Origin of the sequence: Duganella fentianensis (genome assembly GCF_009857835.1) — a bacterium.
Classification (GTDB): Bacteria; Pseudomonadota; Gammaproteobacteria; order Burkholderiales; family Burkholderiaceae_D; genus Rugamonas; species Rugamonas fentianensis.
Window position 1 is genome coordinate 341,355 of sequence record NZ_WWCL01000003.1, and the last position, 25,132, is coordinate 366,486.

Annotated in this window: 28 protein-coding genes and 1 tRNA gene; 12 read left to right on the top strand and 17 right to left on the bottom strand. The window is 61.6% G+C overall.

Going from position 1 to position 25,132, the window contains the following annotated elements; translation table 11 throughout:
* Positions 1–49 precede the first annotated feature (49 nt).
* Positions 50–1,504: an NAD-dependent succinate-semialdehyde dehydrogenase gene (locus GTP23_RS14590; RefSeq protein WP_161035838.1), complete on the top strand. Its 1,455-nt coding sequence runs from the start codon at positions 50–52 to the stop codon at positions 1,502–1,504.
* Here GTP23_RS14590 and GTP23_RS14595 read toward each other — a convergent pair.
* Positions 1,476–2,573, bottom strand: coding sequence for an extracellular catalytic domain type 2 short-chain-length polyhydroxyalkanoate depolymerase (locus GTP23_RS14595; RefSeq protein WP_229256111.1), 1,098 nt, complete (start codon positions 2,571–2,573; stop codon positions 1,476–1,478). The genes GTP23_RS14590 and GTP23_RS14595 overlap by 29 nt on opposite strands.
* A gap of 164 nt (positions 2,574–2,737) precedes the next feature.
* On the opposite strand from GTP23_RS14595, the gene GTP23_RS14600 reads away from it, so the two are divergent.
* Entirely contained in the window at positions 2,738–3,355 is a 618-nt protein-coding gene (locus GTP23_RS14600; protein WP_161035839.1) for a glutathione peroxidase, read from the top strand.
* Between the two features lie 25 nt (positions 3,356–3,380).
* Here GTP23_RS14600 and GTP23_RS14605 read toward each other — a convergent pair whose 3' ends face one another.
* On the bottom strand, positions 3,381–3,785 hold the full coding sequence (locus GTP23_RS14605) for a rhodanese-like domain-containing protein (protein WP_161035840.1): 405 nt from the start codon (positions 3,783–3,785) through the stop codon (positions 3,381–3,383).
* Between the two features lie 95 nt (positions 3,786–3,880).
* Between GTP23_RS14605 and ftrA the strand changes: the two genes are divergently transcribed.
* Together ftrA and GTP23_RS14615 are read left to right on the top strand one after the other, a co-directional pair.
* The gene (gene ftrA, locus GTP23_RS14610) at positions 3,881–4,834 is read left to right on the top strand and encodes a transcriptional regulator FtrA (RefSeq protein WP_161035841.1); all 954 of its coding nucleotides are present in this window, start codon (positions 3,881–3,883) and stop codon (positions 4,832–4,834) included.
* A 108-nt stretch (positions 4,835–4,942) separates the two neighbouring features.
* Positions 4,943–5,302 carry a DUF1428 domain-containing protein gene (locus GTP23_RS14615; protein ID WP_161035842.1) on the top strand — a complete coding sequence of 120 codons (360 nt, stop codon included), beginning with the start codon at positions 4,943–4,945 and terminating at the stop codon, positions 5,300–5,302.
* A 43-nt stretch (positions 5,303–5,345) separates the two neighbouring features.
* Here the strand turns inward: GTP23_RS14615 and pabB are convergent, their stop codons facing one another.
* The 3 genes from pabB to GTP23_RS14630 are packed head-to-tail and all read right to left on the bottom strand — an operon-like array spanning position 5,346 to position 8,570.
* Positions 5,346–7,208, bottom strand: a complete 1,863-nt coding sequence (gene pabB / locus GTP23_RS14620; RefSeq protein ID WP_161035843.1) for an aminodeoxychorismate synthase component I — start codon at positions 7,206–7,208, stop codon at positions 5,346–5,348.
* Positions 7,209–7,210: 2 nt separating this feature from the next.
* Positions 7,211–7,792, bottom strand: a complete 582-nt coding sequence (gene slmA / locus GTP23_RS14625; protein ID WP_155435567.1) for a nucleoid occlusion factor SlmA — start codon at positions 7,790–7,792, stop codon at positions 7,211–7,213.
* A gap of 49 nt (positions 7,793–7,841) precedes the next feature.
* Positions 7,842–8,570 carry an HAD-IA family hydrolase gene (locus tag GTP23_RS14630; protein ID WP_371866929.1) on the bottom strand — a complete coding sequence of 243 codons (729 nt, stop codon included), beginning with the start codon at positions 8,568–8,570 and terminating at the stop codon, positions 7,842–7,844.
* Positions 8,571–8,608: 38 nt separating this feature from the next.
* Between GTP23_RS14630 and GTP23_RS14635 the strand changes: the two genes are divergently transcribed.
* Positions 8,609–9,514 carry a TraB/GumN family protein gene (locus GTP23_RS14635; RefSeq protein WP_229256112.1) on the top strand — a complete coding sequence of 302 codons (906 nt, stop codon included), beginning with the start codon at positions 8,609–8,611 and terminating at the stop codon, positions 9,512–9,514.
* A gap of 69 nt (positions 9,515–9,583) precedes the next feature.
* On the opposite strand, the gene GTP23_RS14640 is transcribed toward GTP23_RS14635, so the two are convergent.
* Positions 9,584–9,658 (bottom strand) — tRNA-Thr (locus GTP23_RS14640).
* A gap of 51 nt (positions 9,659–9,709) precedes the next feature.
* On the bottom strand, positions 9,710–10,603 hold the full coding sequence (gene argB / locus GTP23_RS14645; protein ID WP_155435808.1) for an acetylglutamate kinase: 894 nt from the start codon (positions 10,601–10,603) through the stop codon (positions 9,710–9,712).
* Between the two features lie 144 nt (positions 10,604–10,747).
* Here argB and GTP23_RS14650 point away from each other — a divergent pair, with 144 nt between their 5' ends.
* The 3 genes from GTP23_RS14650 to GTP23_RS14660 are packed head-to-tail and all read left to right on the top strand — an operon-like array spanning position 10,748 to position 11,805.
* Entirely contained in the window at positions 10,748–11,323 is a 576-nt protein-coding gene (locus tag GTP23_RS14650; RefSeq protein WP_161035844.1) for a sigma-70 family RNA polymerase sigma factor, read from the top strand.
* A gap of 12 nt (positions 11,324–11,335) precedes the next feature.
* Positions 11,336–11,545, top strand: coding sequence for a zf-HC2 domain-containing protein (locus tag GTP23_RS14655; protein ID WP_161035845.1), 210 nt, complete (start codon positions 11,336–11,338; stop codon positions 11,543–11,545).
* Positions 11,542–11,805 carry a hypothetical protein gene (locus tag GTP23_RS14660; RefSeq protein WP_161035846.1) on the top strand — a complete coding sequence of 88 codons (264 nt, stop codon included), beginning with the start codon at positions 11,542–11,544 and terminating at the stop codon, positions 11,803–11,805. The genes GTP23_RS14655 and GTP23_RS14660 overlap by 4 nt, the downstream gene beginning before the upstream one ends.
* On the opposite strand, the gene GTP23_RS14665 is transcribed toward GTP23_RS14660, so the two are convergent.
* The gene (locus GTP23_RS14665) at positions 11,802–12,815 is read right to left on the bottom strand and encodes an extracellular catalytic domain type 1 short-chain-length polyhydroxyalkanoate depolymerase (RefSeq protein ID WP_161035847.1); all 1,014 of its coding nucleotides are present in this window, start codon (positions 12,813–12,815) and stop codon (positions 11,802–11,804) included. The two genes, GTP23_RS14660 and GTP23_RS14665, sit on opposite strands and share 4 nt — an antisense overlap.
* A gap of 9 nt (positions 12,816–12,824) precedes the next feature.
* Complete coding sequence (locus GTP23_RS14670) at positions 12,825–13,238, bottom strand: ribbon-helix-helix domain-containing protein (RefSeq protein ID WP_155435562.1); 414 nt, start codon at positions 13,236–13,238, stop codon at positions 12,825–12,827.
* A 345-nt stretch (positions 13,239–13,583) separates the two neighbouring features.
* On the opposite strand from GTP23_RS14670, the gene GTP23_RS14675 reads away from it, so the two are divergent.
* Positions 13,584–13,826 carry a hypothetical protein gene (locus GTP23_RS14675; protein WP_161035848.1) on the top strand — a complete coding sequence of 81 codons (243 nt, stop codon included), beginning with the start codon at positions 13,584–13,586 and terminating at the stop codon, positions 13,824–13,826.
* Between the two features lie 84 nt (positions 13,827–13,910).
* On the opposite strand, the gene GTP23_RS14680 is transcribed toward GTP23_RS14675, so the two are convergent.
* Complete coding sequence (locus tag GTP23_RS14680; RefSeq protein WP_161035849.1) at positions 13,911–15,635, bottom strand: S41 family peptidase; 1,725 nt, start codon at positions 15,633–15,635, stop codon at positions 13,911–13,913.
* Positions 15,636–15,846: 211 nt separating this feature from the next.
* Between GTP23_RS14680 and GTP23_RS14685 the strand changes: the two genes are divergently transcribed.
* From GTP23_RS14685 to GTP23_RS14695, 3 genes are all read left to right on the top strand, one after another.
* A complete protein-coding gene (locus tag GTP23_RS14685; RefSeq protein ID WP_161035850.1) occupies positions 15,847–16,086 on the top strand; it encodes a DUF1289 domain-containing protein in 240 nt (79 codons plus the stop codon).
* Complete coding sequence (locus GTP23_RS14690; protein WP_161035851.1) at positions 16,083–16,997, top strand: MBL fold metallo-hydrolase; 915 nt, start codon at positions 16,083–16,085, stop codon at positions 16,995–16,997. The genes GTP23_RS14685 and GTP23_RS14690 overlap by 4 nt, the downstream gene beginning before the upstream one ends.
* Before the next feature lie 90 nt (positions 16,998–17,087).
* On the top strand, positions 17,088–18,041 hold the full coding sequence (locus tag GTP23_RS14695) for an NAD(P)H-dependent flavin oxidoreductase (protein WP_155435555.1): 954 nt from the start codon (positions 17,088–17,090) through the stop codon (positions 18,039–18,041).
* Between the two features lie 84 nt (positions 18,042–18,125).
* On the opposite strand, the gene GTP23_RS14700 is transcribed toward GTP23_RS14695, so the two are convergent.
* The 7 genes from GTP23_RS14700 to GTP23_RS14730 all read right to left on the bottom strand — a co-directional run bounded on the left by GTP23_RS14700 (position 18,126) and on the right by GTP23_RS14730 (position 25,105).
* Positions 18,126–18,695: a hypoxanthine-guanine phosphoribosyltransferase gene (locus tag GTP23_RS14700; protein WP_155435554.1), complete on the bottom strand. Its 570-nt coding sequence runs from the start codon at positions 18,693–18,695 to the stop codon at positions 18,126–18,128.
* 119 nt (positions 18,696–18,814) lie between these two features.
* Entirely contained in the window at positions 18,815–20,080 is a 1,266-nt protein-coding gene (locus tag GTP23_RS14705) for a phenylacetate--CoA ligase family protein (RefSeq protein WP_161035852.1), read from the bottom strand.
* 17 nt (positions 20,081–20,097) lie between these two features.
* The gene (locus tag GTP23_RS14710; protein ID WP_161036223.1) at positions 20,098–20,949 is read right to left on the bottom strand and encodes an ABC transporter ATP-binding protein; all 852 of its coding nucleotides are present in this window, start codon (positions 20,947–20,949) and stop codon (positions 20,098–20,100) included.
* Positions 20,949–22,247, bottom strand: a complete 1,299-nt coding sequence (locus GTP23_RS14715) for an ABC transporter substrate-binding protein (protein ID WP_161036224.1) — start codon at positions 22,245–22,247, stop codon at positions 20,949–20,951. Before GTP23_RS14715 ends, GTP23_RS14710 begins: the two co-directional genes overlap by 1 nt.
* Positions 22,248–22,291: 44 nt before the next feature.
* A complete protein-coding gene (locus GTP23_RS14720; protein WP_161035853.1) occupies positions 22,292–23,350 on the bottom strand; it encodes a branched-chain amino acid ABC transporter permease in 1,059 nt (352 codons plus the stop codon).
* A 19-nt stretch (positions 23,351–23,369) separates the two neighbouring features.
* Positions 23,370–24,266, bottom strand: coding sequence for a branched-chain amino acid ABC transporter permease (locus GTP23_RS14725; protein WP_202412231.1), 897 nt, complete (start codon positions 24,264–24,266; stop codon positions 23,370–23,372).
* A gap of 2 nt (positions 24,267–24,268) precedes the next feature.
* Positions 24,269–25,105 (bottom strand): ABC transporter ATP-binding protein, encoded by an 837-nt coding sequence (locus tag GTP23_RS14730; protein ID WP_161035855.1) that lies wholly within the window; start codon positions 25,103–25,105, stop codon positions 24,269–24,271.
* Between the last annotated feature and the right edge of the window lie 27 nt (positions 25,106–25,132).

The window sequence follows — 25,132 nt, forward strand, 5'->3', positions numbered from 1 at the left end:
AACAGCGCGCCGCAGTCTGTGGCATAGTAGTTCTTTGACAGGAGAGGCTATGCTGCAACTCAACGATACCAGCCTGCTGCGCCAGCAGGCCTATGTGAACGGCGCATGGTGTGATGCCGACAATGGCGCCACGCTGGCCGTGCACAATCCCGCCACGGGCGCACAACTGGGCAGCGTACCGCTGATGGGCGCAGCCGAAACCCGCAGCGCGATCGCTGCCGCCCAAGCTGCATGGCCGGCATGGCGCAAGAAAACTGCCAAGGAGCGCGCAGCCATCCTGCGTCGCTGGAACGATCTGATACTGGCCAATGCCGAAGATCTGGCGCAGCTGATGACGGCCGAGCAGGGCAAGCCGCTGGCCGAAGCACGCGGCGAAGTGGCGTATGGCGCCTCGTTTATCGAATGGTTTGCCGAGGAAGCCAAACGCATCGCAGGCGAAACACTGGCATCGCCATGGCCGGACCGGCGCCTGCTGGTGACCAAGGAGCCGATAGGCGTGTGCGCGGCCATCACGCCGTGGAATTTCCCCATCGCGATGATTACCCGCAAAGTGGGGCCGGCGCTGGCCGCTGGCTGCACTATGGTGCTGAAACCGGCCGAAGCCACGCCGTTCTGCGCGCTGGCGCTGGCCGAACTGGCCGAGCGGGCCGGTGTGCCGGCCGGCGTGTTCAGCGTGGTGACGGGCGACCCGGTGGCCATAGGCGGCGAGCTCAGTGCCAGCCCTATTGTGCGCAAGCTGACCTTTACCGGCTCCACTGCCGTAGGCCGCTTGCTGATGGCGCAGAGCGCGCCCACCATCAAGAAGCTGTCGCTGGAACTGGGCGGCAATGCGCCCTTCATCGTATTCGACGATGCCGATCTCGATGCAGCCGTAGAAGGCGCGCTGGCTTCCAAATACCGCAACGCGGGCCAGACCTGCGTGTGCGCCAACCGCATCTATGTGCAGGATGGCGTGTACCAGCAGTTTGCCGACAAGCTGGTAGCGGCCGTCGGCAAGCTCAAAGTGGGCAATGGCGTGGAAGACGGCGTCACGCAAGGGCCGCTGATCAACGAGAAAGCCGTGCAGAAAGTGGAACAGCATGTGGCCGATGCCACGGCCAAAGGCGGCCGCGTGCTACTGGGTGGCCAGCGCCACGCGCTCGGTCACGGCTTCTTCGAGCCGACCGTGATTGCCGATGTGGATAACTCCATGCTGGTAGCAACGGAAGAAACCTTTGGCCCGCTGGCGCCGCTGTTCCGCTTCCGGACGGACGAGGAAGCGCTGGCGCTGGCCAACGCCACCGAGTTCGGGCTGGCCAGCTATTTCTATTCGCGCGATATCGGTCGCATCTGGCGTGTGGCGGAAGGGCTGGAGAGCGGCATGGTGGGCGTCAACACGGGGCTGATCTCGAACGAGATAGCGCCCTTCGGCGGCGTCAAGCAGTCAGGGCTGGGACGCGAGGGCTCGCATTACGGCCTCGATGATTACCTCGTCATCAAATACATCTGTCTGGGCGGCATCTAGACGGACTCACGCTGGCGGCTGGCTGCACCCCTGTCAGCCGGTCCACCATACGTTTGACGGCCGCCATCTGGTGGCCGGATTTGAGCGCGTAGCGTGCATCGTCGTAGGCAAACCAGTCCCAGCACGCTTGCGGATTGGGGGCGATGGCGGACGCTTGCGGGTAGAGGATCATCAGGCGGTTGCTGTCGGCCCAGGCGTTGTAGCCGGCATGGTCGATGAAGGTGGTGCCTATGCTGTCGATATCCTGCAGGCAGCCATGAAAAGCGACGTGCAGACGGCAGCCCGCGCCGGCACTGTCTTCGCAGCTTTTCGGCAGGTACAGGTAGCCTACGGTGGCCATGCCATGCAGCGTGGGGAAGGGCAGGAACTCGCTTTGTACAAAAGCCATCACGCGGCCGGCGGGTGGGCCGCTGTTGCGCGGCAGTAGGGGACCGTAGATCCATTGCAGCAACTGGCCGGCCGCGTCATAGGTGCAGTTGTTGATGTAGGGGCTGCCTAAATGGGCGCAGGGGTTGCCGTACTGGTCGGTGGGCAGCGCATGTTCGGCCGGCAGCATGCGGCGGTAGACGATCTGGCTGGCGGCCATGTAGTGGCGGTAGTAGTTGTACAGGTCGGTCATCACAGGTTGCGGCACGATGCTGTCCACGCTGCCCGACAGCATCCACACCTTGTGGCTGGCCAGCTCTTCGGGTGGATCGATGGCGCCATCGGCGGCAAACCAGTCGGTCAGCACGATCAGGTCGGCAATGCGGGTGCCGCCCGGATGCACGCGGCAGGCGAACACGTCGCTGGTGCAGCTGCAGCGGGTGGTGGCCGTGTAGACGCTGCCCTGTGCACAGAAATATGGTCCGCCAGCAATGATGCCCGCGCCGCGCACGGTGGCGGAGAACGCCACCTGGAACTGCACGGCCATGTAGCCGCCCGATGATAGCCCCGATACGCTGACCTGTCCCGCCGCCATGGGCGGCAGTAGCTCCACCTGTGCCAGTGCACTTGCAGCGGTCAGTAGCCCTAGCAGTAGCCCTAGCAGGGCAGCTAGCCAGCTTCGCCATGTGGCACACCATTCCATAGTCGTTCCCCTCGTGCTTCTGCTACCCAGTGTGTAGTTTGGCACCAGGGGAGGTTTAATGTGCCTCAATCGTGCGCAGGTGGCCGGCCGTAAACAAGGGTAAGCAAAGCGAAGTGTTTACTTTTGGAATAGAATTATTTTTTTTCATATTTTGGCGAGCCATCATGTCCAAGACCTTTGCCCAGTTGTGCCTGGTTTCTTCTCTGACCATGCTGCTCAGTACTTCGGCATGGGCGCAGACGCCGGCGGCCAGCCGTACCGCCACAGCGGCAGCGCCTGCTGCCAGCGTGCCCGCTGCCAGCTGCCCGGCGATACTGAAGCAGACTTTCAAGCGCCTGCAGGATGACTCGCCTCAGGATCTGTGCCAGTACGCGGGCAAGGTGGTGCTGGTGGTGAATACGGCCAGCTATTGCGGTTTCACCGGCCAGTACGAAGGGCTGGAAGCCATGTATGCGAAATACAGCGCCAAGGGTCTGGTGGTGCTGGGCTTCCCGTCCAACGACTTCGGCCAGCAGGAACCGGGCAGCAGCAAGGAAATCGCCGACTTCTGCTTCAACACCTATGGCGTGAAGTTCCCCATGTTTGCCAAGTCCATCGTCTCGGGCAAGGAACCGAATTCGCTGTACGTCAATCTGATCAAGGCGACGGGCAAGGCGCCAGCGTGGAACTTCCACAAATACCTGATCGACCGTAAGGGCAATGTGGTGGATAGCTATGGCAGCAAAGTCGCCCCGACCGATAAACAACTGGTCAGCGCCGTAGAAAAAGCGCTGGCCATGTAAGCCGGCCGGCCTGGCCGGTGCAAGGCTAGGCGCCGCTGACCAGCGTAAATCCTTCATCGAGCCAGCCGGTAATCCCGCCTGGCATCACTTTCACAGGCCGGCCCAGTTGCGCCAGCCGTATGGCGGCGCGCGCTGCGCCATTGCAGTGGGGGCCGGCGCAATACACCACGAACAGGGTGTCCTGCGGGTAGGCCGCCAGCTTGGAGGCGATGATCTTGCCATGGGCCAGATCGAGCGCACCAGCCACATGGCCGGCCTGATATTTTTCCGTACCGCGTACATCGAGCAGCACGAAGTCGTGCGGGCCATTGCTGAGGGCATCGTGCACATCCCAGCAGTCCGTTTCATAGCGGAACTGGTCTTCGAAATAGCTGAGGGCGGCGTTGCTGCTGGCGGCGGGTATGGCGCTGACGCGCGAAGCTGGGGACATGCGATCTCCTGGTGGGGTGGTTGATGCTGCCATTGTGGCGCCGGCCAGCGCGGCAAAGTAGTGGCGTATCAGACTATCTGCGTTAAGATTACGCCATGAAAAAACATCTGGTGGTGGCTCTCGCCTATGACCGTCTGTGCACCTTCGAATTCGGCTGCACGGTGGAACTGTTTGCACTGGAACGCCCCGAACTGGAGGTGGACTGGTACGACTTTGCCGTCTGCGCCATCGAAGCAGGGCCGATCCGTGCTGCGGGCGGCATCATGGTGCAGGCGCCCTACCAGCCGGAGCTGCTGGCGCAGGCCGATACCATCGTGATTCCGGGCTGGCGCGATGCCGACGAAGTGCCGCCAGCGGCTTTGCTGGAACAGTTGCGGGCTGCCCATCAGCGCGGCGCGCGTCTGTGCTCTATCTGTTCCGGCGTATTCGTGCTGGCAGCGGCGGGGCTGCTCGATGGTCTGCCTGCCACCACCCACTGGCGCTATGCGGCCAGGCTGGCGCAGCGCTATCCGCAGATACAGGTGCAGCCTGATGATCTGTATGTGGATAACGGCCAGCTGATTACGGCGGCAGGCTCGGCCGCAGGGCTGGACATGCTGCTGCATCTGGTGCGGCGCGACTATGGCGCCAAAGTGGGCAATCAGGTGGCGCAGCGGCTGGTGGTGGCGCCGCAACGGGAAGGCGGGCAGGCGCAGTTTCTGCCGCGTCCCATGGCGCATGGCGAAGCAGGGCGGCTGTCGCGTCTGATGGACTGGCTGCGCAGCCATCCGGCCCTGCCGCATACGGTGGCCAGCATGGCCGAGCAGGCGGCCATGAGCCCGCGCACGCTGCAGCGCCAGTTCCAGCAGGCTACCGGCATGGGGCCGCTGGAATGGCTGATCCGCGAGCGCGTGGCGCTGGTCAAGGAAATGCTGGAAGTGCCCGGTGTGCCGCTGGCGCAGATCGCCGAACGTACCGGCTTTGCTTCGGAAGAATCGCTACGCCACCATTTCCGCCGTCTGGCCGCTACCTCGCCCGGCGCCTACCGCAAGCGCTTTGCGGCGGCCTAGCGCAGCCAGTTTCGTGGCGCGGCGCTCTTGTCTGGCCGTATCGTGCGGCGCTTGTGGTTGCGCGCCAAACTGGCTACTCTGGAACTCTAGACGGGGAAGGAGAACAGCATGGCTTATGTCGATGGGTTTGTGATTCCGCTGCCCAAGGAAAACCTTGAGGCTTATCTCGATATGTCGCGCCAGTGTGGCGCCATCTGGAAAGAATACGGCGCGCTGGAGTTCCGTGAATGTGTGGGCGACGATATCCCGCCCGGTAAGGTGACGTCATTCCCGCTCAGCGTAGATTTGCGCGATGGCGAAGCGGTGGTGTTTTCGTGGATAGTCTATGCCTCGCGGGCCGAGCGCGATGCCATCAACGATAAGGCCATGAACGATCCCCGCATGGCGCATTTTATGGACCCGACAAATCTGCCCTTCGATGGCAAGCGCATGATCTACGGCGGTTTCGAAATGATGATCGATCTGTAAGGCCGCAAGGTAGGCTGCGCCGCGCGAACGCAGCACAGCGAGGCTAGCTGGCCAGCACGGCAGGCATCACGCCGCGCAAGGCGTTGCAGACCATGATGGCTTCGGCCTGTTGCAGCATGGCGCGCGTGATCACAGCCTGTTCGATCTGCCATTGCGGATCGTCCAGCAGCACGGCGCGCATGACGCCCGGCAGCAGGCCGGACGAGAGCGGCGGCGTGAGCCAGCGGCCATCGATTTTTACCAGCACATTGCTGCGCCCACCTTCCGTCAGCTCGCCCCGTTCGTTGAAGAACAGCGTATCGAAGCCGCCGGCCGCTTCGGCGGCACGCCATGCCGCGTCGTAGCGTGTGCGGATGCTGGTTTTGTGGCGCAGGAATAGCTCGCTGGCGCTGGTGGCATTTGCCGCCAGCAGCAGCTTGACGGGCGTCGCCAGCGGCGTGATGGCAGCCTGCTGGACGGAGAAATCGCCACTGGCAGACAGTGCCAGCCGCAGGCGGTAGGTCTGCTGTGCGGCCATGCTGGCACAGGCCTGCGCGATGGCCGCCGCCGCTGCTGCCTCATCCCATGGATAGCCGAAGTACTGCGCCGAAGCAGCCAGCCGCGCCAGATGGCGTGCCTGATGCGCGGCCCCAGCATGGCTGGCCTGCAGCGTTTCGAAAATCTCGAACTGGCTTTGCAGCCCTGTCAGGAAGCGGGCTTTGAGCTGGCATTCCGCATATTCCTCGGCTGCGTCGCTGTCGAACACGATGCCCGCGCCCACGCCCATTTCGCCGTGACGTACACCGAGCGCGGCATCCGGCGCCTGCAAAGCCAGCGTGCGGATGGGAACGGACATGCAGAAATCCCCTACCTTGCCATCGCTGCGCGGATCGAACCAGCCGATGGCGCCCGTGTAGATGCCGCGCGGGTCCGGTTCCAGCTCGCGGATGATTTCCATGGTGCGGCGCTTGGGCGCGCCCGTGATGGAACCGCAAGGGTAGAGCGCTGTAAAGATGTCAGCCAGCGTGGCATCGTCGCGCAGTTGCGCGGTGATGGTGGAGGTCATCTGCAGCACGCTGCTGTAGCGCTGCACATCGAACAGCGCTGGCACCTGCACGCTGCCGGTGGTGGCGATGCGCGCTACGTCATTGCGCAGCAGATCGACGATCATCAGATTTTCCGCGCGGTTCTTGCTGTCGGCGGCCAGTGCCTGTGCGCGGCGCTGGTTTTCGGCGTCGTCGGCACTGGCGGGGGCCGTGCCTTTCATGGGGCGTGCCGTCAGCACGCCATCCTGATGGCGCACGAACAGCTCCGGCGACAGCGACAGGATGGCACGGCCATCGTCCAGTTGCAGCAGCGCCCCATACGGCACGGGCTGGCGTTCGCGCAGGCGCGCGTACAGCGCATAGATGCTGCCATAGGCGTCGAAGCGTAGCCGGTAGGTATAGTTGACCTGATAGGTGTCGCCTGCCGCGATGTAGTCGTGGATGCGCGCCAGCGCGGCGCTAAACGCCGGCTGGTCGATATTCGGGCGGATGTTGGCGATGCCGGCCAGCGTGGTCGCAGCGCTGGCGCTCTCCGGCGTGCTGCTACGGACGGCCAGCCATGCGCCGACCTGTGCGCTGTCCAGCAGGTCGCAGCGCGAGAACAGCAGTATCTGCGCCAGTTCTGCAGGTGGCGTGGCATCGATGCCGTCCAGTTGCAGTAGCTGCTCACCCAGTTCGTACTGGCAGACGGTGACGGCGTAAGCGCCTTGCGTGAGCGCCGTCTGCATCTGTTCCAGCAATTGCGGCCACTGGCCGATGTGCTGGCAGCGCAGCGTGGCCAGATGGCCGGTGTACAGGCGTGAGCGGTGCGGCGCACCAGCGGCGGCCGGTGCGTTGTGCGGGCTGGCGTCGTCCAGCAGCGCGAATACATCTACATCCATGGTTAAACTGAAGTCAGCAGCAAGGCAATTTGCAGCGGTGCGTCCTGTGTGGGGTTATTCTTGAAGCCGCTCTTGGCATAACGGTGCCAGCGTCCGATCACGAAGCTGACCAGCATGCTGGCGCGTGCCGGCACATCGGCCTCGCGCGTCTGGCCTTCGCTGGCGGCGATGCGCAGGGCCTGTTTCAGCGCCAGTTCCACGCGGTCGTAGAACTGGTTCATGCGCAGTTGCAGCCGTTCGTCCTCGTTGACCAGCGCCTCGCCCGTCAGCACGCGCGTCATGCCGGGGTTCTGTGCTGAAAAATTCAGCAGCATGCCCACCATATCACGCGCCTGCAGCAGGCCGTCGTTCTGTTGCTCGGTAATCCGGTTGATCAGGCCGAACACGGTCGATTCGATAAATTCGATCAGCCCCTCGAACATCTGCGCCTTGCTGGCGAAATGGCGGTACAGCGCCGCCTCGGAGAACTCTAGCTTGCGCGCCAGCGCAGCGGTGGTAATCCGGTCGCCCTTGGGCTGTTCCAGCATTTCGGCCAGTGCTTGCAATATCTGCATGCGGCGTTGGCCCGGCGGTGTGCTTGCCATGTGATCTCGCAGTGGTGGTGGTCGAATCGGTAAGGCTGCTAGCAGGGTGTTAGCGCAAATGGTGCAGGCGGGCCGGCAGCTGTCGGACAGATTTTACTTTGACATCGACGTAAGCGGGGCGAATTAAGCGTTTTTGCTGGTGCGCCATGCCGGCCGTATCCCCCAGTGTCAGGTACTGGGTGACCCATGCCGTGCGTATGCCTAGCTGGTGGGCCGTGCGCAGATTGGCCAGCGTATCTTCCACCAGCACGCAGCGGCCGGGGCGCAGCTGCTGGCGCCGCAGCAGGCTACGCAGCAGCAGGCGCGATGGCTTGGGGCGCATCTTGCCGTGCACCGTCATGGCTTCCACCGCCACGTGGTGGCTGAACTGGCGCTGCAGGCCCAGATGGCGCACCACCTTGGTGGAATAGCGGTGCGGCGCATTGGTCAGCAGGATTTTGCGGCCGGGCAGGCGGCGCAGCAGCTGGCGCAAGCCGGTTTCGGCGCGGATCATGCTGTGCAGCTGCTCCAGATTATGGGTCTCGTGCAGAAAATGGGCCGCATCCACGTTATGGTGCTTCACCAGTCCCAGCATCGTTACGCCGTAGCGGCGCCAGTAGCCGGTGCGTGCGGCTTCCACCTGCTCCGGTGTGGCGGGCGTGGTGCCGTCGCCCAGTACGCGGGCGATATAGTCGTTCATCCGCCCCATGATGGCGGGGAAGATGGCATGCGAGGCGTTGTGCAGGGTGTTATCGAGATCGAATAGCCACACCGTGTCTTTGCGGGTAATAATGCTCACTTCAATTGTTCACGTCGGATTTGCTGAAAAAGGGTGTCATGCTGCGTCAGATTATAGTGATGTTCTGCAGTTTGCTCGCGCTGCTGCTCTCGCCCGTTGCAGCCCATGCTGAAAATAGCGGCACCCGCCATGGCGCGCTGTTCAAGATCGAGCAGTCCGGCCGCTCGCTCTACCTGTTCGGCACCATCCACGTGGGTGCCGCCGATTTCTATCCGCTTGAGCCGCAACTGGCGCAGTTGCTGGAACAGGCGCCCGTGCTGGCACTGGAGATCGACCCGCTGGGCGATCAGCAGGCGCTGGCCAAAGTGGTACAGCGTTACGGCATGCAGGGCAGGGGAGGCAATGCGCCCGTGCTGTCGGCGTCGTGGCGCTTGCGGCTGGAGCGTCTGCTGCGCGAGTATCACATCGAGGCGAACAGTGTGGCGGCCATGAAGCCGTGGCTACTGGCCAGCGTGCTGACGATTTCCGAATTTTCCAATCAGGGCTACAGCACGGCGCTGGCGGTTGACGCCTATCTGTCCCAGCAGGCGCACAAGCGCGGGCAGAAAGTGCTGGAGCTGGAATCGGCCGAAAGCCAGATGGCGCTGTTCGACAGCATGGGCGGGGCGCAGCAGTTAATCTTTTTGCAGGAAGCCATTGCCGGTATCGAATCGCGCGAGCAGGCCAGCCAGGCGCGCGCCATCGGCGATGCATGGCGCCATGCCGATGCCGCGGCGCTCGAGGAACTCGCCAGCAAGGCCGAACAGGATGACAGCTATTCCGGGCGCTTCGTGCAGAAAGTGCTGCTGGAAGGGCGCAATCCGGCGCTGGCCGACGGCATGCAGCGGCTGATGCAGCAGGCCGATAATGCGGTAGCCGCAGTCGGTATCCTGCATCTGGTGGGGCAGTACAGCGTGCCGGAACTGCTGCGCAAGCGCGGCCTGAAGGTCGAACGGCTGTACTAGCGCAGGACGTGACAATGCCTGACAGGACAGTCGGATAAAAATTCTAGAGCGGGGGAGGGTGCAGCAGGATGGTGCCCTTGACGTGGATTGAACACGTGGCCTCTCCCTTACCAAGGGAGTGCTCTACCACTGAGCTACAAGGGCATTGAATGTGGCGGTACGCTAAAACTGAGGCTTAACAGCACCGCCAAATTTTTAGTGAGACCGGATCATAGTGCCAAAAGCCTGTTCGGTCAAGACTTCCAGCAATAAAGAGTGTTCAATCCGGCCATCGATGATGTGAACCGTGTTCACGCCGGACTTGGCTGCGTCCAGTGCCGATGAAATTTTAGGCAGCATGCCGCCCGAAATCGTCCCGTCGGCGAACATCTCGTCGATCTCGCGGGCCGACAGGTCGGTCACCAGATTGCCCTGCTTATCCTGCACGCCGGCGATGTTGGTCATCATGATCAGCTTTTCCGCTTTCAGGATTTCCGCGATCTTGCCCGCTACCACGTCGGCATTGATGTTGTAGGCCTGGCCATCCTGACCGAAACCGATAGGCGAGATGATAGGAATGAAGGCGTCGTCCTGCAGGGCTTTCACCACTGCCGGATTGATCGCCTCGATTTCGCCCACGAAGCCGATGTCGAGGAACTCGCCCGGATTCTCGCGGTCCGGCATGGCCATTTTGCGGGCGCGGATCAGACCACCGTCCTTACCCGTCAGACCCACGGCCTGACCGCCGTAGTGATTGATCAGCATCACGATGTCCTGCTGCACTTCACCGCCCAGCACCCACTCCACCACTTCCATGGTTTCTTCGTCGGTGATACGCATGCCCTGCACGAAGGTGCCCTGCTTGCCGATTTTTTTCAGCGCGTTGTCGATCTGCGGACCGCCGCCGTGCACCACCACCGGATTCATGCCCACCAGTTTGAGCAGGATGACATCGCGCGCGAAGCCGTGTTTCAGGCGCTCGTCCGTCATGGCATTGCCACCGTATTTGATCACGATGGTCTTGCCATGGAAATTGCGGATGTAGGGCAGGGCCTCAGCCAGAATCTGCGCCTTGATCTGCGGCGAAACCGCAGTCAGGTCATCATTCATGCCTAAGTTCAGGTTGGTCAGTTGGGTCATGGCGAGTCCGGAAAAAAATTTTGTGCAATTTTACAGCCTGTAGCGACCGTAGACCACGCATTATAGGGCTATCCGGTTGTATTTTCTTAGATCCTCCGCTACGCTGGCCGCCATATGAGCGCTCCCGACACTTTGCACCGCCAACTGGAACAGATGCGTCCCCAGCTTGTCCGATTTGCACAGTTGCAAATTAGGAATCAGGCGCTGGCCGAGGATGCCGTACAGGATGCCCTGATCGCCGTGCTGGAAAAGCCCGAGCGCTTTACCGGGGCATCCTCGCTGCGCACCTATGTGACGGGCATCCTCAAGTTCAAGATCATCGATTGTCTGCGCTCTTCCACGCGCGAACGCCAGTTCGATACGGACGAGGGGCAGGGTGATGATGAGCTGATCGATGCGCTGTTCACCGCCAACGGCCATACGGTCGCGCCGCCGCAATCGTGGGGCGACCCTGACTCGGCACTCGAGCAGAAGGATTTCTTCCGCACGCTCGAGCTGTGCCTGGAAAAACTGCCGGCCCAGACGGCCCGCGTGTTCATGATGCGCGAATGGCTGGAACTGGAAACGGAAGAAATCTGTAAGGAACTGGCGATTACGTCGTCTAATGCGTGGGTGCTGCTGTATCGAGCGCGCTTGCGCCTGCGCGAATGTCTGGACCTGAACTGGTTCGGCCAGCGCAGTCCTCAATGAATCGAGCCGAATATGACGAATCCTGATAAAACCGGATTGAAACCGACCTGCCGCGAAGCGCACCGGCTGGTATCGGAGGGCATGGATCGCGAACTGTCGTTTGTCGAGCGTACCCGCTTGCGCCTGCACCTGATGGTGTGCGATGGCTGCACCCGCTTCAACGGCCAGATGGCGCTGCTGCGCACAGCCATGCGCCGCTTCCCAGACGAGCACGGAAAATGAGCCTGTGCACGCGCTGCGGCGCCGAGTTCCATTGCGCCATGGCTGACGGCGCAGGGCGTGCCAGCGACGCTGCGCCCGTGCAGGACGGCAGTTCCGCTGTGGCGGAAGCGCCCTGCTGGTGTACTGCACTGCCCATGCTGCTGCCGGTGCCGCTAGCCGGTGCCGCCGGCTGCTGGTGCCCGGACTGCCTGCGTGCCGAAATCGCCGCCCAGCAGCGCGCGGCCACCGCCGGCAGCAGCACGACTGAACTCAAGCGTTAGCGTACGGTACGGAAGAAGCGCAGCATTTCGCGGCTGGCATTCGGCCCGCGCCCATCCGTATAACTGCCGTTGGCACTGCCGCCCGACCATGCATGGCCGGCGCCGTGCACCAGCCAGTGCTCGCCCAGCGGTTTGCCGTTGCTGCCCATGTGGGTTGTGCGGGTGTAGCGGTGGCCATTGGGCACACCGCCGCTGCGGATTTCAGCCTTGCCATGCTGGGGCAGCTGGCGCTGGGCCAGCAGCTGTTCGCCATTGCGGGGATTGACGGTGGTATCGCTGTCGCCATGGAACACGATGATGGGCTGGCTGGCCGGTGAGGACGCCACGGCCATGCTGCTGGCGCCCCGCTTCATGGCCGACAAGGCCGAGGGCAGATCCTGCGCCGAACCGTAGGGCAGGCCCGAATGCACGCCCACGGCGGCAAACAGTTCGGGATACAGCGTGCCGACGATGACGGCCATGGCGCCGCCCGCAGACAGACCCGCCACATACACCTGTTCCTCGATCACGGGATAGTCCGCCATCACCTGCTCCGTCATACCGGCGATGATGGACGGTTCGCCCTGACCGCGCTGCTGGTCGATGGCGTTGAACCAGTTCCAGCATTTGGCCTGATTGGCGGCCGGACTCTGTGCCGGATACAGCACGAAATACTGGTTTTCCTCGGCCAGCTGGTTCATCTGGGTGCCGGCGGCAAAATCGTCAGGGTCCTGCGTGCAGCCGTGCAGCATCACCAGCAGCGGCATGGGCTGGCCGTGGTAGCTGGCCGGCACATACAGCTTGTACTGGCGGCTGCCCGCATGGTTGCTGTAGCTGCCTTCGATGAAGCGGGCATCGCGCGGCACCCGCGCTACGGGGGCCGGCTGCAGCAGCGAACTCAGATCGATCACGGGCAGGCTGCTCTGGTGCTGGCGCAGCGTGTCCATGGCCTGCTCCACGGCCTGACGGGTACTGCGGTTGAACAGTTTCTGGGCGCTCGAGCGCAGCTGCGAAAACAGAGGTAGTTTCATGACGTCCCTTTAGCGTATGCGCGGGGCCAGCGCTGTTTTGAGGACTGCACTCGCATGCAGCGAGCCCAGTACGAAGATGGATTCAATGGTGGCCAGTGCCAGTTCGACAGAAACATCGCTGGCGATGCTGGCCAGACCCAGTACATGAATGTGCAGCCGCTCTCCGGCCGCCTGCAGGGCTTCCAGATCGGCCCTTGAGTAATGCTGCATACCGAGCACCAGACTTTTCCGTGCTACCGTCTGTTTCACCACGTCGGCATGCTGGCCCAGCTGGTTGCGGATGGCAGTGCGGATCAGATCGCTACGATTGGCATAAAACCCCTCCTGCACCAGCAGGTCGATCTGGCCCAGATCGATGGGGCCGAGGTTGATGGTGATCTTTTCCGCCTCGGCGGTGCGTTCCTTGAGTTCCTGTCTGGCCATGATCTCCATCCAATCACCATCTATATGGATGGTAGTATAGGACTGAAACGCTGCATAGCAAGCACTAACGCGCATGAGTGCGGCACTTAACTTACCGATATCGATGTGCGCCCATTTTGAGCACGCGTGCAAACAAGATCTGGTCTTAGCGGCACTCAGGCCCGATCTGGCTGGAATTAGAGCTGCGTTGCGGGTAGCGTGAGGGCCGACTGTCGGCCAATTTAGCACCGCCCCAGCAGTGAGAATGCGTGAATTTTCCAGTTGTGCAAGATGCTATTCTTTTGCACAAAAGGCTGGGTTCGGCCGACGGCAGACTAATGTGGTGCAAACGATATAGGAGCGTGTATGTCTACTCAGCAAGTAGTACGTCATTGGGTGCCGGCCGCATTTTGTGCGCTTATTGTGTATCTATATGTCGGCAATGGAGCGGCATCGCTCGACAATTGGAAGTATGTCGCCATTTGGCTCACGATGTGCTTCTTCTTTGTAGGTATGGTCACCTACTCAATGCAAAAACAAATCCGAGACTTGCAAGCTGAGATACAGCGGCTTCAAACTGCGCGCCGGGAATCGGCGCGTGATGAATGAAGCACTGCTTCTGTTGTCGGCCAGAAGCAGACCCTGGCGAGTCGGGGAGCATCGTGCTCAACGGTCCTTACTCTTCACAAATATTTACGGCCTTTCGCCTTCGTCTCCCGCCAAGGCCATGAGCGCGGCCTGCAACACCGGATCGTCACCGCTACGTACTCCCTTTACACTAGGTCGCGCTTCAATGTTCGGCACGACTCCCTTTCCCACAAAGGCGCGTCCGTCACGGTACATGTCGCGCTTGACGCAGATGCGCGCTGTGCCTCCGCCAGGGAGCGTGAAACTCAGTGGCTGCCCACTACTGCCGGCTGATGCCTCGCCAACGATCAGCCCACGTTTGAGCTGGTCAAACGCAACCAGGAAGTCCTCAGCAGCGGAGAAGCTTTGCGGTCCGGCCAAGACGACCACGGGCCCGGTGAAAATCTGCGCGCTGCGTGGGCGTTCGTCATCATTGCTATCGAGCCGCAGCCACTCCACGGCATTGCCATACTGTGCCCGAACAACGGGATCGTAAAGCCGTACATATGCGGCAGAACCATGGATGGGCTGATTAGTGAGGCGTCTCAAAACCGCAGTTCCGAATTCGGTTGAGCCGCCACCGTTGTTCCTCACGTCGATGACCAAAGCCTTGGCTTTCAAAATACTGGGCAGGGCTTGTTCAAATGCCTTGGGGCCAGCATCGCTTTCAAAATGGTCGAGCGATATGTACGCGACCTCGCCCTTGAGCATCTTGAATTCGAACTGAGGCGCTTTGCGCAGGTCCGAGTATCCACTTCGCCGCAAGCTCACATTACGCGGCTTGCCGTCAGCCCCGGCCAGTGTCAGTCTAATTGCCATAGAGGCGTCGCCCGCCAATAGCTGATAGTTGTACATCCGTACCAATTTATCCTGAACGGTTGAGCTGCTGGTAAAGGGAGCAATGCGTTCCTGTGCATACGTCCTCACAGGTATCCCATCGATTGCCAGGATCTCGTCGCCGACCTTAACGAGCTGGTCTAATGTTGGACTGCCGACTTGAGTCACCATAACCTTCTCCTCGACCAAGGCAGTACGGATCGGCGGGCGTGCAAAGAACTTGCTTAATTCGTCAGGTGGGTAAATATTCGTATGGCCGTCCTCGAGCAATGGGGCCAGCCGCATCATTACATCGTAATACTCACGCGTCGTGGTCGCCGCCATGACCTTGGGAATATATTCAAGGTAGACTTTATCCCAGTCCAGCTTGGGGACATGGTCGAAATGCGCAAAACTCTGGCGCGCCTCATTCCAGAACAAGGAAAGCCCAGCGACCCGCTCTGCGACGCTCAAGGTTTCGTTGTAGCTGGTAGTCAGGGCTGGCACATCGAAAATCCTCTTTCCTTGTTGTGCCCTGGCGTTGATTGCGATAAACCGTGGTTCGTCGCGCAAGCTCGCGTAGGCTGGGTCCTTGTCGAATTCGATCGGAATCCAGGCCGACAGCTGGCTTTGCTCCAGCGCATCCAACGCCTTATCCTTTAGGCCAAGGCGAAAGTAGACCTCGGCCAGCGGGATCAGATTGTTCAGACGCTCCGCACGCAGGAACGTGGAACCGTTCGCGAGGTCGCGCATTCCCGGCTGGTCCAGTTCCGCGATAAAACTTTCGAAGCGCGTCGCGGCAACGCGCAGCTGCTCTGGAGTTGACGCGTCATTAATGCTGTCTTGCACCGCATTGCGTTTACCCTGCATGTACACCCGCTGCATGTCGCCACGCTCGACTGGTGTACTCGGTGCAGCTATGGCAATTGAAGAGAACAGCGCCAGTGCGCAGATCGCGGCAGAGTTAGGTCGCATGCGTTTGCTCGTTTTATCAAAAGGCTAATTGTACAAGGGCATGCTTAAAATATTACGTTCTACGCAACTATTTTTCTTCAACCAGGCCTGTCTTTTTCTGCCCGCCGGCAGAGCTCGGTCATCCCGTGGAGCGAAGGGCTCCTATGGGGCGGAAGCCGACTGTCGGGCTGGGCTGCAAGCATGAATTCACAATCACGATAAAATACGCATCATGAGTGAATTTGCTAACATCCCCCCCGCTAGCAACGCCGTAGTCTCCGGTCTTGCTGCTCCCGTGCCTTCGCCCTGCGTCAGCCTGTGCAAGATGGATCAGGACCGCCAGTACTGCCTAGGCTGCATGCGCACCATCGAAGAGATCATCGCCTGGTCCAAGGCCGATGATGATTACAAACGCGCCGTCTGGGCCAAGTTGCCGGAACGTCGCGCCAGCCAGCCTGCGGACGCGGCATGAACGAGCTACCAGACAGCATCAAGGTGTTCCAGCGCGGCTGGCTTTCCTCGAATAATGTGCTGCTGGTGGGGCCGGACGACACGGCCCTGTTCGATACCGGCTATATCAGCCATGCCGAGCAGACGCTGGCGCTGGTGCGCCATGCGCTGGGCGAGCGCCCGCTGGACCGCATCCTGAATAGCCACCTGCATTCCGACCACTGCGGCGGCAATGCCATCCTGCAAGCCCATTACGCCAGTCACACGGCCATTCCTGTAGCCGAAGCGGACAAGGTGCGGCGCTGGGATGTGGAAGCGCTGAGCTTCAAGGCCACGGGCCAGCGCTGCGACCGTTTCAGTTTCGATAGCACGCTGTCTTGCGGCGAAGTGCTGCAACTGGGCGGCATGGAGTGGCAGGTGCTGGGCGCGCCTGGCCACGACCCCAGTTCCGTGATTTTCTACTGCCCGCAACATCGCTTGCTGCTGTCGGCCGATGCGCTGTGGGAAAACGGCTTCGGCGTGATCTTCCCCGAACTCGATGGCGAATCGGGCTTTGCCGAAGCGGCCGCCACGCTGGATCTGATCGCCAGCCTCGATGTGCGGCTGGTGGTGCCCGGCCATGGCCGGCCATTCACTGACGTGGCCGGTGCGCTGGCGCGCGCCCGCACCCGTCTCGACTACCTCTCGGCCGATCCGGTGCGCAATGCCCAGAACGCGCTCAAGGTGCTGCTCAAGTTCCTGCTGCTGGAACGCCAGCGCATCGCACTGAGCGATGTGCCCATCCTGTTGCTCTCCATGCCCGTCTTCGAAGCGGCCAACCGTAACCATCTGCGTCAGACGCCACAGGAATTAGGCGAGTGGGTGGTACATCAGCTATTACGTGCCGGTGCAGCTCGCCGCGAGGGTGAGTACTTACTTAATCACGAAATGTAGAGGTTCACCCCTAGTTTCTGCACGATCGTACTATTTTCTGCTCTATAATCGACCGCTGTTCCCCGATTAACTTTTGTGAGCGAGTTCGCCATGGCCCTGCCAGCAGCGTTGCAGAATCTTTCCCTTCCCGTCATAGCTTCCCCGATGTTCATCGCCAGTGGTCCGGCGCTGGTGGCGGCCCAGTGCAAGGCCGGCATCGTCGGTTCCTTCCCGGCACTGAACGCCCGTCCGGCCGAACTGCTGGATGTGTGGCTGACGGATCTGAAAAAAGAGCTGGCCGAGTATCAGGCCGCTCATCCCGATAAGCGCGTTGGCCCGATCGCCGTCAACCAGATTGTGCACCAGTCGAATGACCGCCTGGCCCATGACGTGGAAGTCTGCGTCAAGCATCAGGTGCCTATCATCATTTCCTCGCTGCGCGCGCCACCGAAAGAAATGCTGGACGCTATCCACAGCTACGGCGGCATCGTGATGCACGACGTGGTCTCTATCCGCCACGCGGAAAAAGCGCTGGAAGCGGGCGTCGATGGCCTGATTCTGGTGGCGGCCGGTGCGGGCGGCCATGCGGGCAATCTGTCGCCGTTCGCGCTGGTGGGCGAAGTGCGCAAATTCTTCAAGGGTCCGATCGCCCTGTCCGGCTCTATCGCCACCGGCGATGCGATTCTGGCAGCGCAGGCCATGGGCGCCGACTTTGCCTACATCGGCTCGCGCTGGCTGGCCACCAAGGAATCGAATGTCAGCGAAGACTACCGCAACGCCATCGTCGAATCGACGGCGGCCGACATCATCTATTCCAACCTGTTCACTGGCGTGCACGGTAACTACCTGAAGAAGTCCATCGTCGCAGCCGGCCTCGATCCGGATGCACTGCCGACTTCTGACAAGACGGCGATGAACTTCGGTTCGGGCAGCGCCAAGGCATGGCGCGATATCTGGGGCGCTGGTCAGGGTGTGGGTCTGATGGACGATGTGCCGACCACCGCAGAGATGGTAGCCCGTCTGAAGGCCGAGTACGACGCAGCGCGCGCCCGTCTGGCGCTGTAAGCTGGCGCGTCAAGCGCAAAAAAACTGCGCGGACCGGAGCCGGTCGGCGCAGTTTTGTATCGGGCGGGACTAGCCCGCCGCCGTTCAGGCTTCCGTCTGGATCGCCCACAGGCCGGGCAGGTTACGCCAGTAGCCATAGGCATCCATGCCGAAGCCCACCACGAAGCGGTTAGGGATGGTGATGCCGACGATGTCGGCCTTGACGGGTTTGGCCTTGCCGATGGCTTTATCGGCAAACACGGCGAGGATCACTTCCGCCGCGCCCATGTCCAGCAGGCGCTGTTTGACGTGGGCCAGCGTTTCGCCTTCGTCCAGAATATCGTCCAGCACGATCACGGTACGGCCAGCCACATTCGAGCGCGGCACCACTTTCCACACCACTTGCCCGCCTTGATCTTCGTCACCGTAGCGGCTGACGTGGATGTAATCGAATTCGAGCGGGAAGGTCAGCTGTGGCAGCAGGTTACCCGTGAAGACCACGGCGCCACCCATCACACCCAGCACCAGCGGGAAAGCCTCGGCGTCAGGCCGGTCGTAGCGCTGGTTCAGCGTGCTGGCCATGGCTTTGACGGCATTGTCCACCTGCTCTTTGGTGAACAGTTCTTCGGCGTTCTGCAGCAACGCGCGGGCGCGGTTGTGGTGAAAATCTTGCATGGTAGGTTCCGGCTTCTTTAAAACGGCTAATCGGGGCTCTATTATCCGCGATCTGCCCTAAGCCTGTATCGGCGTTGGATTTGCGCCACAGCGCGCCGCTACAGGCAGCGCGCGGTTTTTTAGCTGTAATCGCGGATATCGGCGATCACTTTGCCGTCGTTGGGCAGGCTGCCGATGGCAACGAACTCCACCTCGCCGCGTAACTTGGTCAGGTCACGGATGGTTTCGACGATGGCGGCGGCGCTGCCTGCGTTGGCCGGATCAGCCACTTCGCACTGCAAAGTCATCACATCCTGCGCCATCTGTCCCGATACCACCAGCCGCGCCTTGACGATTTCCGGGTGCCGGCGCGTGATCGCATGCACTTGCGAGGGATGGACGAACATGGCGCGCACCTTGGTGGTCTGGTCGGCCCGCCCCAGCCAGCCGCGGATGCGGGTGTTGGTGCGGCCGCAGGCCGTGGCCGGCGCATCGGGCATGACGGCCGACAGATCGCCCGTCGCAAAGCGGATCAGCGGATAGTCGGGATTGAACACGGTGACCACCACTTCGCCGATTTCGCCCGCTGCCACGGGGTCGCCGCTGCCGGGACGGACGATTTCCAGAATGATGTCTTCGTCGAGCACCATGCCGGCATCGCGCTCCGCGCCGCTGCGGGTTTCATAGGCGATGTTGCCGATATCGGCCGAGGCATACATCTGCAGCACGCGCGGCACGCCATGCGCCACAAACCACTGGCGCAGCGATTCCGGCAGCGCTTCCGCGCCCACCATGGCCTGCTTGATGCTGCTGATGTCGGCCCCCATTTCCTCGGCCTTTTCGATGATGATCTTGAGGAAGGAGGGCGTGCCCACATAGGTATCGGGCCGCAGGCTGCTGATGGCCTGCACCTGCATTTCCGTCTGGCCGCTGCCGGCCGGTATCACGGCGCTGCCGATTTTGGCAGCACCACCTTCCACCATGAAGGCGGCCGGGGTGAAGTGGTAGGCAAAGCAGTTCTGCAGCAGGCCGCCGGCGCGCACACCGGTTGCAAACAGCGGACGGGCAAAGCGCCACCAGTCGGCACCGCGCCCTTCCGGATCGAAGATGGGGCCGGGCGACATGAACACGCGCGATAGCTGGCCCACCGGCGTGGTATTCAGGCCGCCAAACGGGGCGCTCTGCTGCTGCAGGCCATGCAGCTCGGATTTGCGGGTAACGGGCAGGGTGGCAAGCGCCGCGCGGCTGCTAATCTCGGCCGGATTGACGTGCTCCAGTATGCGCGCCCAGCCGCTGGCGGCCTTGGCGCGCGCCACCAGTTGCGGCAGGCGCGCCAGCAGATCGCGCTCGCGCTGCTCCGGTGCGCGGGTTTCCAGTTGATCGAGCGTTTCGAGGTGATCGGCCATGCTAACTATCCTTTGAACTAAGCCAGCCAGCGTTTGCGGCGGCGGTAGAACTTCATGTCGCGGAAGCTCTTGCGGCCCGCGCCGGACACGCCCAGATAGAATTCCTTGACGTCTTCGTTGGCCGACAGCTCGGCCGCCGCGCCTTCCATTACCACCCGGCCGTTTTCGAGGATGTAGCCGAAATCGGCGTAGCGCAGGGCGATGCTGGTGTTCTGCTCGGCCAGCAGGAAGGACACGTTCTCCTTGCTGTTGAGGTCTTTGACGATGCCGAAGATCTCTTCCACGATTTGCGGCGCTATCCCCATCGACGGCTCATCGAGCAATATCATGGAAGGCTTGGCCATCAGTGCCCGCCCGATGGCGCACATCTGCTGCTCGCCGCCCGAGGTGTAGCCAGCCTGGCTGGTACGCCGCTCGCGCAGGCGCGGGAAGTAGTGGTACACCTTCTCCAGCGATTCCTTGAGTTCTGCGCGGGAAGCGTTGCGCGTGTAGGCACCCGTCAGCAGGTTTTCTTCTATGCTCAGGTGGCCGAAGCAGTGGCGCCCCTCCATCACTTGCGACAGGCCCCGTTTCACCAGTTCGTTCGGCGTGAGCTGGTCTATGCGTTCACCCTTGAACTGCACTTCGCCCTTGGTGACATCGCCGCGCTCGCCGCGCAGCAGGGTGGAGATGGTTTTCAGGGTGGTCGATTTGCCGGCGCCATTGGCGCCCAGCAGGGCCACGATCTTGCCCTGCGGGACCTGCAACGACACCCCTTTCAGTACCAGAATCACGTGGTCGTAGATCACTTCCACGTTATTCACGGACAGATAGGGCGCCGCTGCCGCCGCCGTAACGGCGGCGTTAGCAGTGTTGGCAGCGTGGTTCATCATTTGGCGCAGGCAGGCGTAATTTTCTTCTCGGCCGCATAGGCAGCCGAGCTTTCTTCCAGCAGCTTGCGGGTCAGCGCCTTGTCGCCGATGATCCAGTTCGGCGTGATGGCGTTCCATTTCTTGCCATCCCATTGCTGGACTTTCACGGCGCCCGAACCTTCGTGGTCGTCGCAGCTGGTTTTTACGACTGGCAGCATGCCCAGCGCGCCGATGGCTTTCTGGCGGGCTTCGTCCACGTTCAGGTGCTCCAGACCCCAGCGCATCTGCTCGCCCGTGACAGGTTTGCCCTTGCCGAATTTTTCCTGCGCCGTACGCATGGCTTCCACCCACAGGATGGCGGCGCTGACGCCGCGCATGTGATAGACGGAACCGATGCGGCTGCGGTCAGCCAGATTGCCTTTGCCGGCGTCGTACAGCTTCTTGTGGATGTCGTCCATCAGCGGGTAGTTGCCGGGGGTATTGAAGGTCATGGCGCTATAGCCTTTGGCCGCGTCGCCCGTTGGCACGGTATCTTCTTCCGAACCAGCCCACCATACGCCCAGCATTTTCTCGCGCGGGAAGCCGTTACGCTGCGCCGTCTTGATGGCGACGGCATTCATGGCGCCCCAGCCCCACAGGATCACGTGATCCGGGTTGGCCTGACGGATCTGCAGCCATTGCGATTGCTGTTCCGTGCCCGGTGGCGTGACAGGAATCTTGATCAGTTCAAAGCCGTACTGCTTGGACAGGGCGTCCAGCACCGGCATAGGTTCCTTGCCGAAGGCCGAGTCGTGGTACAGGTGGACGATCTTCTTGCCCTTGAGCTTATCCATGCCGCCGTTTTTGTCGCCCAGATATTTGATCATGGCGGCTGCCTGATTCCAGTAGCTGGTAATCAGCGGGAATACATACGGGAATACCTTGCCGTTGGCCGCATCGGAACGGCCGTAGCCGATAGTGGTCATGGGGATCTTGTCGGTGGCCAGACGATCGAGCACGCCATAGGCCACACCGGTGGACAGCGGTTCCACCATGGTGGCGCCGCCGTTCTTGGTTTTCAGGCGCTCGTAGCATTCCACCCCGCGCGACGGGTTGTATTCGGTTTCGCATTCTTCCCAGCTGATCTTCACGCCGTTCACGCCGCCCGACAGGTTGACCAGATTGAAGTAGTCGATGATGCCGCCGTAGAAGCCGGAGCCACCGGCGGCGTAGGGGCCGACGCGGTAGGAAGGCAGGGCCACATACTGGTCGTCTGCATAGGCGCTACCAGCTGCTGCCAGGGTCAGGCCGAGAACTACGGATGCAATGTGCTTCATGTTCGGTTTCATAGATGTCTCCTCTGGTTTGAAGTTATGCGCGATCAGTGCGGGAAAGGCCACAGTCGCAGTTTCTCTTTTGCGATTTGCCACAAGCGCGCCAAGCCATGCGGCTCGACGATCAGGAAAAAGATAATCAGGGCACCGAATACCATCAGCTCCAGATTGGAAGCCACGCTGGTGGGCAGGGCGAAGCTGTGCGCCACGATGTTGAGGAACACGGGCAGCAGCACGATGAAGGCAGCGCCGAGGAAGGAACCCAGCACCGAACCCACGCCGCCGATAATCACCATGAACAGGATGCGGAACGACAGGTCGAGGCTATAGGCTTCCGGCTCCACCGTGCCCAGATAGGCGTAGGCATACAGGGCGCCGGCCACGCCGCAGTAGAACGAGCTGACGGCAAAGGCCAGCAGCTTGGTGCGCATCAGGCGGAAGCCGATCACTTCCGCTGCCACGTCCATGTCGCGTACGGCCATCCACGAGCGGCCCACGTTGGAGCGGATCATGTTCTTGGCCAGTAGCGCCATTAGCGCCACTACGGCCAGCACCAGCAGGTATTTGCTGGCCGGCGTATCGAAGCTGTAGCCGAAGATGACGATTTTCTGCGCCGTGATCACGCCGGAACTGCTGTAGTTGGTCAGGTAGGGAATCTTGGTCAGGCACCACACCACGAAGAACTGCGTGGCCAGCGTGGAAGCGGCCAGATAGAAGCCGCGGATACGCAACGAAGGCAGGCCGAAGGCGATGCCCACCATGGCGGCGCTCAGGCCACCGAGCACAAAGGCCAGCAGAATGGGCAGGCCGGGTAGGCGGGCGATGAAGTTATACGAGGCGAACGCGCCGACCGCCATGAAGGCGGCCGTGCCCAGCGACAGCTGGCCGGCATAGCCGGTGAGGATGTTCAGGCCCAGCGCCGCCAGCGAAAAGATCAGGAAGGGGATCAGGATGGCAGACAGCGTATAGGCGGAAGCCAGCTGCGGCACCACCACGATGGCCACCACCAGCAGCGACAGCAGCGCAATGCGGTCCTGCAGGATGGGGAAGATCTGGCTGTCGGCCTGATAGCTGGTTTTGAATTGTCCTGCTTCACGGTAGAGCATGGTGATGTCCTTGTTCCGGTCAGATTCTGCGGATGATTTTTTCGCCGAACAGGCCTTCCGGCCGTACCAGCAGGAACAGCAGGGCCAGCACGTACGGGAACCAGCCCTCGATGCCGCCGCCCACCAGCGGGCCGATATACACCTCGGCCATTTTTTCCGTGGCGCCGATAATCAGGCCGCCGACGATGGCGCCCGGCATGGAGGTAAAGCCGCCAAGGATCAGCACGGGCAGGGCTTTGAGTGCCACAAAGGTGAGGGCGAACTGCACGCCGTTACGGGCGCCCCACAGCATGCCGGCCACCAGTGCCACCAGACCGGCCACGGCCCACAGTACAGCCCAGATGCGCTGCAGCGGAATGCCGACGGCCAGTGCGGCCTGATGGTCGTCTGCCACGGCGCGCAGGGCGCGGCCCACTTTGGTCTGGGAAAACAGCAGGGCCAGTGAAGTGACCAGCAGCGCGCACACGCCGGCCGCCATGATGTCGAACTGGGAGACGAGGATGTTGAACTTCTCCATCAGGTATTCGGACGGCACGTCTTCGATCGGCAGTTCCAGCTTGTGTACCTGCGCGCCCCACACCAGCTGGGCCAGACCTTCGATGAAGAAGGCCAGCCCGATGGTGGCCATGAACAGGGTGATTTCCGGCTGGTTGACCAGTGGACGCAGCACCATCCGTTCGATGGCGATGCCGAGGATGATCATCACGACGATGGTGAGCGGCACGGCCAGCCACAGCGAAAAGCCGAACTGGTCGACCATGCCCACGCAGGTGAGGGCGGCGAAGAACACCATGGCGCCCTGGGCGAAGTTGAACACGCCGGAAGCCTTGTAGATCAGCACGAAGCCTATCGCCACCAGCGCATACATCACGCCGGACAGCAGGCCGCCGATCAGCACTTCAAAGAAAAAATTCAGATTCATTCGGCCACCCCGAGGTAAGCATTGATCACATCCTGATTGGTGCGCACTTCGTCCGGTGTGCCGTCACCGATCTTCTTGCCGTAGTCGAGCACCACCACGCGGTCGGAGATATCCATCACCACGCCCATGTCATGTTCGATCAGCACGATGGTGGTGCCGAACTGGTCGTTCACATCGAGGATGAAGCGGCACATGTCCTGCTTCTCTTCGACGTTCATACCGGCCATGGGTTCGTCCAGCAGCAGAATTTCCGGTTCGGCCGCCAGTGCGCGGCCCAGTTCCACGCGTTTCTGCAGGCCGTAAGGCAGACGGCCGACGGGGGTTTTGCGGATGGCCTGAATTTCGAGGAAATCGATGATTTCTTCCGCCTTGACGCGGTGTTCGATTTCTTCGCGCCGTGCCGGGCCCCAGTACAGCGCCTGCATGAGGAAGTTCGACTTCATCTTGAGGTTACGGCCCGTCATGATGTTGTCGAGTACCGTCATGCCTTTGAACAGCGCGATATTCTGGAAGGTACGGGCGATGCCGGATTTGGCGGCCGCGTAGCAGTCCATATTCTTGCGGTGCTGGCCGCGGTAGATGATCTCGCCCTGCTGCGGGCGGTACACGCCGTTGATCACGTTCAGCATCGAGCTTTTACCGGCGCCGTTAGGGCCGATGATGGCGCGGATTTCGTGCTGCTTCACATTGAAGGAAATGTCGGTCAGCGCACGTACGCCGCCGAACGACAGCGAGATATTCTGCATATCGAGGATCACGGGGCCGATCTTGCGGCCGCCGCTGTCGTTTGCCAGTGCCGCCTCGAAGCGGTTGTCGGGTTCATTCATCAGCATGATGGCTTCCTTGGTCATGCGCGCTGG

Coding starts and splice junctions, on each gene's coding strand:
- GTP23_RS14590 (WP_161035838.1), top strand. CDS start 50: ATGCTGCAACTCAACGATACCAGCCTGCTGCGCCAGCAGGCCTATGTG.
- GTP23_RS14595 (WP_229256111.1), bottom strand. CDS start 2,573: ATGGAATGGTGTGCCACATGGCGAAGCTGGCTAGCTGCCCTGCTAGGG.
- GTP23_RS14600 (WP_161035839.1), top strand. CDS start 2,738: ATGTCCAAGACCTTTGCCCAGTTGTGCCTGGTTTCTTCTCTGACCATG.
- GTP23_RS14605 (WP_161035840.1), bottom strand. CDS start 3,785: ATGTCCCCAGCTTCGCGCGTCAGCGCCATACCCGCCGCCAGCAGCAAC.
- ftrA (WP_161035841.1), top strand. CDS start 3,881: ATGAAAAAACATCTGGTGGTGGCTCTCGCCTATGACCGTCTGTGCACC.
- GTP23_RS14615 (WP_161035842.1), top strand. CDS start 4,943: ATGGCTTATGTCGATGGGTTTGTGATTCCGCTGCCCAAGGAAAACCTT.
- pabB (WP_161035843.1), bottom strand. CDS start 7,208: ATGGATGTAGATGTATTCGCGCTGCTGGACGACGCCAGCCCGCACAAC.
- slmA (WP_155435567.1), bottom strand. CDS start 7,792: ATGGCAAGCACACCGCCGGGCCAACGCCGCATGCAGATATTGCAAGCA.
- GTP23_RS14635 (WP_229256112.1), top strand. CDS start 8,609: ATGCTGCGTCAGATTATAGTGATGTTCTGCAGTTTGCTCGCGCTGCTG.
- argB (WP_155435808.1), bottom strand. CDS start 10,603: ATGAATGATGACCTGACTGCGGTTTCGCCGCAGATCAAGGCGCAGATT.
- GTP23_RS14650 (WP_161035844.1), top strand. CDS start 10,748: ATGAGCGCTCCCGACACTTTGCACCGCCAACTGGAACAGATGCGTCCC.
- GTP23_RS14655 (WP_161035845.1), top strand. CDS start 11,336: ATGACGAATCCTGATAAAACCGGATTGAAACCGACCTGCCGCGAAGCG.
- GTP23_RS14660 (WP_161035846.1), top strand. CDS start 11,542: ATGAGCCTGTGCACGCGCTGCGGCGCCGAGTTCCATTGCGCCATGGCT.
- GTP23_RS14665 (WP_161035847.1), bottom strand. CDS start 12,815: ATGAAACTACCTCTGTTTTCGCAGCTGCGCTCGAGCGCCCAGAAACTG.
- GTP23_RS14670 (WP_155435562.1), bottom strand. CDS start 13,238: ATGGCCAGACAGGAACTCAAGGAACGCACCGCCGAGGCGGAAAAGATC.
- GTP23_RS14675 (WP_161035848.1), top strand. CDS start 13,584: ATGTCTACTCAGCAAGTAGTACGTCATTGGGTGCCGGCCGCATTTTGT.
- GTP23_RS14680 (WP_161035849.1), bottom strand. CDS start 15,635: ATGCGACCTAACTCTGCCGCGATCTGCGCACTGGCGCTGTTCTCTTCA.
- GTP23_RS14685 (WP_161035850.1), top strand. CDS start 15,847: ATGAGTGAATTTGCTAACATCCCCCCCGCTAGCAACGCCGTAGTCTCC.
- GTP23_RS14690 (WP_161035851.1), top strand. CDS start 16,083: ATGAACGAGCTACCAGACAGCATCAAGGTGTTCCAGCGCGGCTGGCTT.
- GTP23_RS14695 (WP_155435555.1), top strand. CDS start 17,088: ATGGCCCTGCCAGCAGCGTTGCAGAATCTTTCCCTTCCCGTCATAGCT.
- GTP23_RS14700 (WP_155435554.1), bottom strand. CDS start 18,695: ATGCAAGATTTTCACCACAACCGCGCCCGCGCGTTGCTGCAGAACGCC.
- GTP23_RS14705 (WP_161035852.1), bottom strand. CDS start 20,080: ATGGCCGATCACCTCGAAACGCTCGATCAACTGGAAACCCGCGCACCG.
- GTP23_RS14710 (WP_161036223.1), bottom strand. CDS start 20,949: ATGAACCACGCTGCCAACACTGCTAACGCCGCCGTTACGGCGGCGGCA.
- GTP23_RS14715 (WP_161036224.1), bottom strand. CDS start 22,247: ATGAAGCACATTGCATCCGTAGTTCTCGGCCTGACCCTGGCAGCAGCT.
- GTP23_RS14720 (WP_161035853.1), bottom strand. CDS start 23,350: ATGCTCTACCGTGAAGCAGGACAATTCAAAACCAGCTATCAGGCCGAC.
- GTP23_RS14730 (WP_161035855.1), bottom strand. CDS start 25,105: ATGCTGATGAATGAACCCGACAACCGCTTCGAGGCGGCACTGGCAAAC.